The 11,907-nt window shown below is 62.9% G+C and carries 11 protein-coding genes; 5 read left to right on the forward strand and 6 right to left on the reverse strand.

All coding sequences use genetic code 11. The features are described 5' to 3' along the window. Positions 1–12: 12 nt before the first annotated feature. Positions 13–1,038 (reverse strand): DedA family protein/thiosulfate sulfurtransferase GlpE, encoded by a 1,026-nt coding sequence (locus tag PQQ51_RS19195; RefSeq protein WP_408498379.1) that lies wholly within the window; start codon positions 1,036–1,038, stop codon positions 13–15. A 238-nt stretch (positions 1,039–1,276) separates the two neighbouring features. On the opposite strand from PQQ51_RS19195, the gene PQQ51_RS19200 reads away from it, so the two are divergent. Next, entirely contained in the window at positions 1,277–2,011 is a 735-nt protein-coding gene (locus tag PQQ51_RS19200) for a DUF899 family protein (protein ID WP_408498380.1), read from the forward strand. On the opposite strand, the gene PQQ51_RS19205 is transcribed toward PQQ51_RS19200, so the two are convergent. Beyond that, positions 1,984–3,933 carry a putative bifunctional diguanylate cyclase/phosphodiesterase gene (locus tag PQQ51_RS19205; RefSeq protein ID WP_408498381.1) on the reverse strand — a complete coding sequence of 650 codons (1,950 nt, stop codon included), beginning with the start codon at positions 3,931–3,933 and terminating at the stop codon, positions 1,984–1,986. The genes PQQ51_RS19200 and PQQ51_RS19205 overlap by 28 nt on opposite strands. Before the next feature lie 150 nt (positions 3,934–4,083). Next, the gene (locus PQQ51_RS19210) at positions 4,084–4,302 is read right to left on the reverse strand and encodes a hypothetical protein (protein WP_408498382.1); all 219 of its coding nucleotides are present in this window, start codon (positions 4,300–4,302) and stop codon (positions 4,084–4,086) included. Positions 4,303–4,567: 265 nt separating this feature from the next. Between PQQ51_RS19210 and PQQ51_RS19215 the strand changes: the two genes are divergently transcribed. After that, entirely contained in the window at positions 4,568–4,846 is a 279-nt protein-coding gene (locus PQQ51_RS19215; RefSeq protein ID WP_408498383.1) for an HU family DNA-binding protein, read from the forward strand. A gap of 177 nt (positions 4,847–5,023) precedes the next feature. On the opposite strand, the gene PQQ51_RS19220 is transcribed toward PQQ51_RS19215, so the two are convergent. The 3 genes from PQQ51_RS19220 to PQQ51_RS19230 form a co-directional block, all read right to left on the reverse strand. Further along, on the reverse strand, positions 5,024–6,142 hold the full coding sequence (locus PQQ51_RS19220; protein ID WP_408498385.1) for a 3-deoxy-7-phosphoheptulonate synthase: 1,119 nt from the start codon (positions 6,140–6,142) through the stop codon (positions 5,024–5,026). Positions 6,143–6,302: 160 nt separating this feature from the next. Next, entirely contained in the window at positions 6,303–7,106 is an 804-nt protein-coding gene (locus PQQ51_RS19225) for a DUF72 domain-containing protein (protein ID WP_408498386.1), read from the reverse strand. 55 nt (positions 7,107–7,161) lie between these two features. Further along, on the reverse strand, positions 7,162–7,908 hold the full coding sequence (locus PQQ51_RS19230; RefSeq protein WP_408498387.1) for a TetR/AcrR family transcriptional regulator: 747 nt from the start codon (positions 7,906–7,908) through the stop codon (positions 7,162–7,164). A 310-nt stretch (positions 7,909–8,218) separates the two neighbouring features. On the opposite strand from PQQ51_RS19230, the gene PQQ51_RS19235 reads away from it, so the two are divergent. Genes PQQ51_RS19235 through PQQ51_RS19245 form a run of 3 tightly spaced genes read left to right on the forward strand, consistent with a single transcriptional unit; the run spans position 8,219 to position 11,842 of the window. Further along, positions 8,219–9,400 carry an isovaleryl-CoA dehydrogenase gene (locus PQQ51_RS19235; RefSeq protein ID WP_408498388.1) on the forward strand — a complete coding sequence of 394 codons (1,182 nt, stop codon included), beginning with the start codon at positions 8,219–8,221 and terminating at the stop codon, positions 9,398–9,400. 19 nt (positions 9,401–9,419) lie between these two features. Beyond that, positions 9,420–11,027, forward strand: a complete 1,608-nt coding sequence (locus PQQ51_RS19240; protein WP_408498389.1) for a carboxyl transferase domain-containing protein — start codon at positions 9,420–9,422, stop codon at positions 11,025–11,027. A 29-nt stretch (positions 11,028–11,056) separates the two neighbouring features. Further along, positions 11,057–11,842, forward strand: a complete 786-nt coding sequence (locus tag PQQ51_RS19245; protein ID WP_408498390.1) for an enoyl-CoA hydratase/isomerase family protein — start codon at positions 11,057–11,059, stop codon at positions 11,840–11,842. Positions 11,843–11,907 lie beyond the last annotated feature (65 nt).

Here is an 11,907-nt window from a genome sequence, read left to right on the forward strand (position 1 = left end):
GCAAATTGGAGGTTATTTCGCCAGTGTTGCGCGCACGGTGTATTCGCCTTCGTCGGCCTCGTCTTCGTCTTCGATCATATGGGCCTTCGCGGTTTCGAAGTCGGGCGGCAGCGGCTCGACCGGATAGCCGCGCTTTTCCCACGCATCGAGCCCGCCCTTCAGCGCGCGGACGTGATGCAGCTTCTTGCGATGCAACTGGCCGATGATCCGCTTCGCGCTCGCCTCGTTCGGACAGACGCAGTAGACGACGATCGGCCGCTTCAGCAAAGCCGGATCGATCGCGTCGGGCGAATCGAGATCGAGCGGCCGCGCGCCCGCGATCCGGTGCGATTCCTTCGCCCGTATGCTGCGCGGCCGCGCGTCGAAGATCAGCGGCGGTTCGTTGGACTTCATCATCGCGTCGAGCTGGTCGGGCGAAATCCGCACGTGAGCGAGCCAACGGCGAAATTGCCAGCGGCGTACCCACCGATACAACATGACGGTCGCGAAGATGGCCGCGAATGCGTCGACAATCGTGCCGCCGTTCTGACGCACGAGCAGAATGGTTTGCACGATCTGGTCGTGAAACGCCGCGCCGCCGACGATCCACACGCTGGCCCACAGCGCGGCGCCGAGCAGATCCCAGATCAGGAACACGCCGACGCTGATCGCGGTCGTGCCGAGCAGCGGCGCCGAGATCAGGCCGAGACCGGGCAGGAACTTGGCGAGCGTGAGAATCGGCGCGCCGTAACGTTCATAGGTGTTGCGCGTGACGCGGATCGTGGTGTCGAGCGACAACGAAAAGCGCACCAGATAATTCAGCAGACGCCGGCCGTAGGTTCGTCCGGTGAAAAACCACAGCGAATCGGCGATCAGCGTGGCGCTCACCGCGGCGCCGAACACGCCGGCGTACGACGCTTGTCCCATCGCCGCCATCGTGCCGCCGAAGATCAGCATTGGCGCGGCGGGAATCGGCACGCCGAGTTGCGTGACGAGCACACTCATGAAGACGGCCCACACGCCGAGCGAAGGTGGAATAGCCACGGGGAAATGCCACACGACCGCGCTCCTTTCAAATCTCGAATGCGGATTTAAGCACAGGTTGATGAAAGTGCGTGACGAGGAGGGCGAAAAAACGTACGCATTCGCGCGGCGGCTGGTCCAGGTGGGGCGAAAAAAATTTCGGCAACGGTGTCGATCCGGCAGCGCGCCGTTCGTCGTTCGTATGGAAGGCGCGACAAGCGCTGAAGCGCCGCATCGCACCATTCGTCCTGTTCAACGCACGAGGAGGTTGCTGATGACTGACATCAATCCATCCGGCCACACGCTGAAATCCGCCCGTTTGCTGGCCGAATTGCCGAGCCGGTTTCCCGGCGAGAGCGCGGAATATCGTCGCGCGCGCAACGATCTGCTGGCCGAGGAAATCGAGTTGCGCCGCCATATCGAACGGGTCGCCGCGCAACGCCGTATGCTGCCGCCCGGCGGCGTGGTGCCCGAAGATTATCGTTTCGTCGGCGAACAGGGGCCGGTCACGCTCTCGCAGATGTTCGGCACGCACGACACGCTCGTCACCTATAACTGGATGTTCGGCCCGCAGCGCGCGCGGCCGTGCCCGATGTGCACGTCGCTGCTGAGCGCGTACGACGGCGAAATGCCCGATATCCTGCAGCGCGTCGCTTTCGCGGTGATCGGCCGTTCGCCGATCGAGAAGCTGGTCGCTTTCAAAAAGGAGCGCGGCTGGCGGTATTTACGGCTGTACTCGTCGGGCGGCAACACGTTCAATCGCGACTACGCCGCGGAAGATCCGGACGGCGACGATCATCCCGAATTCAACGTGTTCACGCGCTCAGGCGGCGTCGTGCGGCATTTCTGGGCCGAGGAGATGGGGCCTGCCACGGCGGACCCCGGTCAGGACCCGCGCGGCGCGCCGGATGTGATGCCGATCTGGACGGTGCTCGACATGACGCCGGGTGGCCGCGGCACGGACTGGTATCCGAAGCTCGACTATGGGGCGACCGCCGTCGACAGATAGCCGGCCACCGCGCCGGCCCGCATCGGCCGCGCGAACAGGTAGCCCTGCACGGCACGCGCGCCGAGCGCCTTGACGACCTCTGCCTGCGACACCGTTTCGAGCCCCTCGACCACGCATTCGAGGCCGAGGTTGCGGCACAGATCGAGCACCGACTTGACGATCTTCTTCGACGCCGTATTGGTGTCCACGTCGGTCATGAAGCTGCGGTCGATCTTGATCGTATCGAAGGGCAGGCGGTGCACGTAGCTGAGGCTCGAATAGCCGGTGCCGAAATCGTCGAGCGACACGCGGCAGCCGGCCTCCTTGATCATCGTGAGCGAACTGTGCGCCTGCTCGAAATCGCGCGTGACCGCGGTTTCGGTGATCTCGAAGGTCACGCGATGCGGCGGCACGCCGCTCGCCTCGACGATGTCGACGAGGCGCCGCGCGCGCGGCGACGTGCAGATATCGATCGCCGACAGATTGAACGACAGATACAGCTCGGACGGCCAGCGCGCGACTTCGGCGAGCGCCTTGTGCAGCAGCACTTCCGTAACCGACAAAATCAGTTCGGTGCGCTCGGCGATCCGGATGAACTCTTCCGGCCTGACCGCGCCGAGCCGCGCGTTGCTCCAGCGGCCGAGCGCTTCGAGACCGATCGGCCGTTGCGTGAGCACGTCGCAGATCGGCTGGAATTCGAGGAACAGCTCCGTATGGAGGTCCGCATGGCGCAGCTCCTGCGTGACGAGACTCGAGCGGCGGATGCGCGTTTCGTGCTCGGTCGAGAAGATGATCGGCGTGCCGCGGCGGCTCTCCTTGCCGACGTACAACGCGGCGTCCGCGCGCTCGAAAACCTGTGCGACCGTGTTGCCGGCTTCCGGAAACGCGGCCCAGCCGATCGTGCCCGTCAGCTCGGCGACATTGCCGGCCACCCGGTACGGCTGCCTGAGCGTGTCGCAAATGCGCTGCCCCAACTCGAGCAGCGCGTCGCTCGGCAGCCTGGTCTGCGTGAGGATGCCGAACTCGTCGCCGCCGAGCCGCGCGAAGAAAACGCCCGGCTCGGCCAGCGCGAGCAGGCGGAAGCCGACTTCCTGAAGCACGATGTCGCCGCTTGCGTGGCCGTACACGTCGTTGACCTGTTTGAAGCCGTCGAGATCGATCAGTCCGACGTTGAAGCCGTCGCCCGGGCCGGGCGCCTGTTCCGACAGCGCGCGCAGCGACGCGAAGAAACTGCGGCGATTAGGCAGATCGGTGAGGCTGTCGATGCTGGCGAGCCGGAAGTTGTCGTCGCTGAGTTTTTGCGTTTTCTGCTGGCTCAACTGCAACTCGCGCTGCGCCTGCACGACGCCCGCGAAGGTCCGGTAATACAGTTCGATGATGAACGCGAGCGCGCCGGCAACGAGCGTCATGTCGACCGCCATCGCGATGAACACGGGGTGTCCTGTCAGCACCATGAATGTCGCAAAGCTCAGAACGGCGATCGACAGCAGCACGAGCGCCGCCGCGCGCAGATGCATCAGGCAGAACACGCAGCCGACCACGGTTGTCGCGATGTAGAAAGCGACTTGCGCCTGCTCGTATGCGCTGCCGTACGGAAACAACGCGAGCGACCACGCGCTGAACGCGGTGCTGAACAGTCCTGACAGCCAGATCAGCTTGCGCAGTTCGGGCACCGCCTTGTCGTGCGTCAGCACCCGGTGCCGGGCACGCCACCAGCGCGCACAGCGGACGATGCACAGCGAGCACAGCAGCGTGGGCACGTAGATCGCCAACCACGCCGGCGCGAGGCGCCAATGCGTGATCGCGACGGCCATCGTGTTGACGAACAGGATGAAGTAGAGCAGCGGAGTCTGACGGCCGAATGCATCGAGTTGCGAGCGCACGAGTTCCGGATCGCCGGCGGCAACCGAAAGCGTTTCTCTCAATCTGGCAAATCCGACCATTCTCATCCCTGTCAACGTTTGCGCGGCGAACGCAGCTTTGTATATCGGCAGCGCGGGGCGGGAGCTTGAGCCTGATTTGAAAAGAGAAATCCGGCGGGGCGGCGTGGTCGGCGTCGAAGAGCCGGTAAATACGACCTCGGTTATTCGATGTCAAGTCATTTGTGCTGGATCGCGGTCTGGCGATTCAATTGAGGCCCGATAATCAGCGGCGACCCTGCGATGTTTTTCACCGGTTTGAAACTCGCTCACGCGATTAAACGTTTCGCAGTGTGGCGAAATGTGATTTTTTTTTAGATGTTCAATTCTTTTGTTGCGCTGTTCCTGCGGGCGATCAAAGCGGCCTGCGTCATTTGCCATGAGATAGGACAAACCCCCGTCCGCACTCGGCTGGACGGCGCTAAATCACTGAAATTGCAACGGATTGTGAAGCGCGGCGAGCGGCTGTAAAACGGCTTGCGCACCTAAGCACGCGATTCTTATGGCACTTTGCCCTCAAAAAACGTCAAATCCCCGGTGCAAGCGTGATACAAGCCTTACAGGCAAGGTTTGCGCGAATGCGCGCCTATGCGTTAGTGTGTCGGTCCCGGCGCAACAGATGTGGCGCCGGTTCCATGATTACCATACGGGATGTGCTATGAACAAACAGGAACTGATTGATGCGGTCGCCGCACAAACGGGCGAAAGCAAAGCGGCCACCGGCCAGACCATCGACGCAATCGTCGAAGCGGTAACCAAGGCAGTGGTTGGCGGCGATACGGTGCAACTGGTCGGTTTCGGTTCTTTCTCGACCGGTGCGCGTGCAGCACGTGTCGGCCGCAATCCGTCGACCGGCGCCGAGATCCAGATTGCGGCTGCCAAGACGGTGAAGTTCGTTGCCGGCAAGGCGTTCAAGGAAGCCGTCAACGCGTCGTAAGCGTCAAAGCGTCGTCATGCAACGCGACTCACGCTGGCGCATCGATGCACGTCGCCACGATGCGCGACGAGCGATGCAGCGGGCGTGAGGAACAACGCGCTGCCCAACCCCCGTGAAGCAGGCAATCGGCGGTTGGCGCGGCGCGTGCGGTGCGTGCAGTGCGGGCGAGTGATCCGATCAACCCGCGCGGCGTTTGCGAGCCGCCTCGGCAAGCGTGTCGAGCAGCGGTTCGGTTTGTACCCAGCTCACGCAGGCATCCGTGATCGATACGCCGTGACGCAACGGCACCCCGGCTTTCAGGTCCTGACGGCCTTCTTCCAGATGACTTTCCAGCATGACGCCGATAATGCGGCGCTCGCGCGTGGACAGTTGCTGCGCAATATCCTGCACCACCTCCAGTTGACGCAAATGCGACTTGCCCGAGTTTGCATGCGAGCAATCGATCATCACCTGTTCACGCAGATTCGCTGAGCGCAGCGCCGCACAGGTCGCCTCCACCGACGCGCTGTCGTAGTTCGGCCCCTTCTTGCCGCCGCGCAGGATCACGTGCGCGTCGTCGTTGCCGCGCGTTTCGAAGATCGCGGCCATGCCCATCTTCGTCATTCCCATGAACGCGTGGCTCGCGCGCGCGGCGACGATCGCGTCCGCGGCGATCTGCACGCCGCCGTCCGTGCCGTTCTTGAAACCGATCGGGCAGCTCAGGCCCGACGCGAGCTGGCGGTGGCTCTGACTCTCGGTCGTGCGTGCGCCGATCGCGCCCCACGCGATCAGATCCGCGATGTATTGCGGGCTGAGCAGGTCGAGAAACTCGGTCGCCGTCGACAAACCAAGCCCGTTGATCTCGAGCAGCAGTTGCCGCGCGAGCCGCAAGCCTTCGTTGATACGGAAGCTGCCGTCGAGCCGCGGGTCGTTGATATAGCCTTTCCAGCCGACGGTGGTGCGCGGCTTTTCGAAGTACACGCGCATCACGATCAGCAGATCGTCCTTATAGCGGTCTGCCGCGACTTTCAGCTTGCGCGCGTATTCGATCGCCTGGTCGTGATCGTGAATCGAGCACGGGCCGACGATCATCACGAGCCGGTCGTCGCGGCCGTGCAGGATGTCGGCGATTTCCGCGCGGGTTCTCTCGACCAGCGTTTGCACCGGCAGCGGCACGGGCAGTTCGTCCTGCAACAGCGCGGGCGAGATGAGTGGGCGGACTGCGCCGATACGAACGTCGTCGATGCGCGTGGTGTCCTGGGTGGCGTCGGCCGAGCCGACTTCCTGATCGTGCAGAGGATTGTCGATGGCGCTCAAAATATTCTCCCGGACCTTGGGTGTCGAAATGGCCTCGCGGCCTGATTGCAGGGATGGTTGCTTTCTTCGGAAGCCGGGATTATGACACTCGCCTTGTGTTTGCTTCGTGTTTCCCCCACGTTCGCCGACGCGTTTGCCCGTCCGGTCGCGCTCACACCGATCAGATGCGTTTGAGCAGCGCCATCGCCGCGGCCGGATTGCGTTCCTTGAAGCCGCTGATCACGTATAGATAGACATCGCGCGCAGCGGCTTTCGCAGGCGCCTCGGCCGCCGCTTCCAGATCGCCGGGTGTCGTGCCGGCGGCGAGTTGGCGTGCCCGCTCGGCCCATGCGTCGAGCGCCTGGGGCGAATAGCCTTTGGTCTGTTGGTCGGTGGTGCCCATGATGCGGGCGTACACGAACGGCGCGGTGAGATCCGCGATTTGCGGGTACTCGCTGTCGGCCGCCAGCACGACCGCGACCTTGTATTTTCTGGCGAGCGCGATGAACGCGGGCGTCCTGAAGGTCTCGTTGCGGACCTCGACTGCATGCCTGAGTTTTTGTCCTTCGATGCTCGCGGGCAGCAGTTTCAGGAAGGCTTCGAAGTCTTCGGGGTCGAACTTTTTTGTCGGCGCGAACTGCCAGTTGATGGGGCCGAGCTTCTGCTTGAGCAGCAGCAGGCCGCTGCCGAAAAAGCGCTCGATTGTTTCGCCTGCCTCGGCGAGCACCTTGCGATTGGTCGAGTAGCGCGGCGCTTTCAGCGAGAACACGAAATCGTCCGGCGTTTCCTGATACCACTTTTCGTAGCTCGACGGTTTCTGCAAGCCGTAGAACGTGCCGTTGATTTCAATCGACGTGAGATGGCGGCTCGCGTATTCGAGTTCGCGGCTTTGCGTGAGATCGTCGGGATAGAACGGGCCGCGCCACGGCGCATAGGTCCAGCCGCCGATACCGATTCTGATGGTGCCGCTTTTCGCCGATGGCATGCTCGGATCTCCTCGTGGATTGCGCCGGGAGAACTAGAGTAGCGCATCGGCGCGGCTATTTCTTGCGGACTTTCGGCGTTGCGCGTGGCGCCGCTGCCTGCTCGAAGCGCCGCGTGGCTTCGGCCACTTCCAGGTGGAACTGCTGCAACGCGTTCACCGCGACAGCCGGCGGCGTGAGCGCGGTCCACAGCACGTCGATCAATTGATCGGCGGTGGCGTCGATGTCGATATGCCGGTTCGCGAGCGTGGCGTCCCACAGCACATGTTCCATCGGACCGAAGACCATCGAGCGCAGCAGGCGCAACGGCATGTCCGTGCGAATCTGGCCGTCTTCCTGACCTTGGGACAGCACGCGCATCAGCGGGGCCGTATAGCGGCGCTGCAAGTCGGTGAGCGCTTCGCTCAATTCATGATGGCGCGCACGGCCCTCGGACAGCACCAACGCACACAGGTCGGTGCCGTTCACCAGCATCAGCCGCAAATGCGTTCTCACGATGAACGCAAACTGCTGGCGCACATTGCCGTCGCGCGGTAAGCCGGTTTCGATCGCTTCGATGATCTCGTCGTACCAGTCGCCGATCACTCGCGCGCACAACTCGCGTTTGCCGCGGAAATAGCTGAATACGGTCGCCTCCGAAATGCCCAGACGCTGCGCGATCTCCGCGGTCGTCGCGCGCTCGTAGCCCTTCTCGGAGAACACGTCGCGACCCGCCTGAAGAATCTCCTTCACGCGCTGTTGCGATTTGCGTCCGGCCGGCTGGCGGCGCGACGCGGGGAGCTCGGCGTTCATCGTTGCCGTCATATGAGTCGAGTTCAGATTTGTGAGGCCAATACGACCGGTGACGACGATCCTATCACGCTATAGCCTTTCCAGTAAGCGTATCCGCCAGTTTCTGAGTAACACTCAAAAATACCTATTGACGCTTACGTAAATCTGGCGTGAAATGCGGCATTGAACGAAGGCGCTTCGTGCGCGGCGAAAGTTTGCGCGAAGGCGGCGTCGCGAATCGGCTCACAAGGCCGGTGCCGTCGGCCCGATCGCCCCATCGGCAATCATCAGACTCGCCGGCACGCACCCAGGCCGGCCGTCAACGAACTCTGGAGACACGACAATGAGCAATCTGCCCGGTTTGCAATTCCCGCTCGGCGAAGAAATCGAAATGTTGCGCGACAGCATTGCGGGATTCGCGGCCAAGGAAATCGCCCCGCGCGCCGCGGAAATCGATAGTACGGATCAATTTCCGATGGACCTGTGGCGCAAATTCGGCGATCTGGGCGTGCTCGGCATGACGGTCGCGGAAGAATACGGCGGCGCGAACATGGGCTACACCGCGCACATGATCGCGATGGAAGAAATCTCGCGCGCGTCGGCCTCGGTCGGTCTGTCGTATGGCGCGCACTCGAATCTGTGCGTGAACCAGATTCATCGCAACGGCACGGACGCGCAAAAACAGAAGTATCTTCCCAAGCTCGTCTCCGGCGAACACATCGGCGCGCTGGCCATGAGCGAGCCGAACGCCGGTTCCGACGTGGTCAGCATGAAGCTGCGCGCGGACAAAAAGGGCGACCGCTACGTATTGAACGGCACGAAAATGTGGATCACCAACGGACCGGATTGCGACACACTGGTGGTCTACGCGAAAACCGATCCGGAAGCGAATTCGCGCGGCATCACCGCGTTTATCGTCGAGAAGGGCATGAAGGGCTTTTCGGTCGCGCAGAAACTCGACAAGCTCGGCATGCGCGGTTCGCACACCGGCGAACTGGTTTTCCAGGACGTCGAAGTGCCCGAAGAAAACATCCTCGGTCAACTGAACGGCGGCGTGAAGGTGCTGATGAGCGGCCTCGACTACGAGCGCGCGGTGCTCGCGGGCGGCCCGACCGGCATCATGGTCGCGGTGATGGACGCCGTGGTGCCGTATATCCACGATCGCAAGCAGTTCGGCCAGTCGATCGGCGAGTTCCAGTTGATCCAGGGCAAGGTCGCCGATCTGTACACCACGTTGCAGGCGTGCCGCGCGTATCTGTACGCGGTGGGCCGTCAACTCGACACGCTCGGCAAGGAACACGTGCGCCAGGTGCGCAAGGATTGCGCGGGCGTGATTCTCTATACCGCGGAAAAAGCCACGTGGATGGCCGGCGAAGCGATCCAGATTCTCGGCGGCAACGGTTATATCAACGAGTATCCGGTCGGCCGTTTGTGGCGCGATGCGAAGCTCTATGAAATCGGCGCGGGCACGAGCGAAATCCGCCGCATGTTGATCGGCCGCGAACTGTTTGCGGAAACGGCTTGAGCCTCGGGAGAACCACTCAATGCCGATCATCGAATCAAAACTGAATCCCCGCTCCGACGATTTCCGCGCCAATGCGGCGGCGCTCGAAGCGCTGGTCGCCGATCTGCGCGAGAAGATCGCGAAGCTGTCGCTCGGCGGCGGCGAGGCGGCGCGCGACAAACACACGGGCCGCGGCAAATTGCTGCCGCGCGATCGCATCGAGAAACTGCTCGATCCGGGCACGCCGTTTCTGGAGTTCTCGCAACTCGCCGCATACGGCATGTATAACGACGACGCGCCGGGCGCGGGCGTCGTCACCGGCATCGGCCGGATTGCCGGGCAGGAGTGCGTGATCGTCTGCAACGACGCGACGGTCAAAGGCGGCACTTACTATCCCGTCACCGTGAAAAAGCATGTGCGGGCGCAGGAAATCGCCGCGGAAAATCATTTGCCGTGCGTGTATCTGGTCGACTCGGGCGGCGCGAATCTGCCGAATCAGGACGACGTGTTCCCGGATCGCGATCACTTCGGCCGCATCTTCTACAACCAGGCGAATCTGTCCGCAGCGGGCATTCCGCAGATCGCGGTCGTGATGGGCTCGTGCACGGCGGGCGGCGCTTATGTGCCGGCCATGAGCGACGAATCGATCATCGTGAAGAATCAGGGAACGATTTTTCTCGGCGGCCCGCCTCTGGTGAAAGCGGCGACCGGCGAAGTGGTCAGCGCGGAAGACCTCGGCGGCGGCGACGTGCATACGCGTCTGTCCGGCGTGGTCGATCATCTCGCGCAGAACGACGCGCATGCGTTGTCGATCGCGCGCCGCATCGTCGGCAATCTGAACCGCGCGAAGCAGCCGCCGCTGGTGTTGCAGGAACCGAAGCCGCCGCGCTACGACGTGAAGAGCATGTATGGCGTGATTCCGGTGGATACGCGCAAACCGTTCGATATTCGCGAGGTGATCGCGCGCATCGTCGACGATTCCGCTTTCGACGAATTCAAGGCCCGTTACGGCACCACGCTCGTGTGCGGCTTCGCGCATATCTGGGGGCATCCGGTCGGCATCGTCGCGAACAACGGCATTCTGTTTTCCGAGTCGGCGTTAAAGGGCGCGCACTTCATCGAGCTGTGCGCGCAGCGCAAGATTCCGCTGGTGTTCCTGCAGAACATCACCGGCTTCATGGTGGGCCGCAAATACGAAAACGAAGGGATCGCGCGTAACGGCGCGAAGATGGTCACGGCCGTGGCTACAGCCAAGGTGCCGAAGTTCACGGTGATCATCGGCGGCTCGTTCGGCGCGGGCAATTACGGCATGTGCGGCCGTGCGTATTCGCCGCGCTTTCTGTGGATGTGGCCGAACGCGCGCATTTCGGTAATGGGCGGCGAGCAGGCGGCTTCGGTGCTGGCCACCGTCAAGCGTGACGGGATCGAAGCCAAGGGCGGCGCGTGGAGCGCTGAAGAGGAAGAGGCATTCAAGCAGCCGATTCGCGATCAATACGAGCATCAAGGGCATCCTTACTATGCGAGCGCGCGTCTGTGGGACGACGGCGTGATCGATCCGGCGCAAACACGCGACGTGCTCGGTCTCGGTCTGTCCGCCGCGATGAATGCGCCGATCGAAGAAACGCGTTTCGGCGTGTTCAGAATGTGACAGCGCGCGATGCGCAAGGAGCCATGAAGATGCAATACGAAACGCTGAATCTCGCGTTCGATGCTCAGATCGCCACGGTCACGCTGAACCGGCCGGACGTGCGCAACGCGTTCAACGAAACGATGATCGCGGAGCTGACCGCGGTCTTCACAGCGCTGAACACGCGCGACGACGTGCGCGCGATCGTGCTCGCCGCGAACGGCAAGGCGTTCTGCGCGGGCGCCGATCTGAACTGGATGAAGAAAATGGCCGGCTACTCGGACGACGAGAACCGCGCCGATGCGATGCTGCTGGCGAACATGCTGTCGTCGATCTATCGCTGCAACAAGCCGGTGATCGCGCGTGTGAATGGCGATGCGTACGCGGGCGGGATGGGCTTGATCTCGGCGTGCGATGTCGTCGTGGCGGTGGAGAGCGCGCGCTTTTGTTTATCCGAGGCGCGGCTCGGGTTGATTCCCGCCACCATCGCGCCGTATGTGATTCGCGCGTTGGGCGAGCAGGCGTCGCGCCGTTACTTCACGACGGCCGAGCAGTTCGATTGCGCGACCGCGTTGCGTCTTGGGCTCGTCGCTGAAATGGTCGGACCGGAGCAACTGGATGCCACCGTGAGACAGATCGCCGACACGCTTTGCGCGAACGGTCCGCAAGCGGTGCGCGCGTGCAAGCAACTCGTGCAGGACGTCGCCGGGCGCGAGTTGAACGCGGCGCTGATCGAAGAGACGGCCGCGCGCATCGCGCGCACGCGCGCCGGCGCGGAAGGTCGCGAAGGCGTCGCGTCGTTCCTCGAAAAACGCACGCCGTCGTGGCGCAACTAGCGCGGCAACACACATTGGGCCTTAGTCCGCCTTCACCAGAACAACCGCCCCTAATCCGACACATC

This window comes from Paraburkholderia xenovorans, assembly GCF_046030735.1.
Taxonomy (GTDB): Bacteria; Pseudomonadota; Gammaproteobacteria; order Burkholderiales; family Burkholderiaceae; genus Paraburkholderia; species Paraburkholderia xenovorans_A.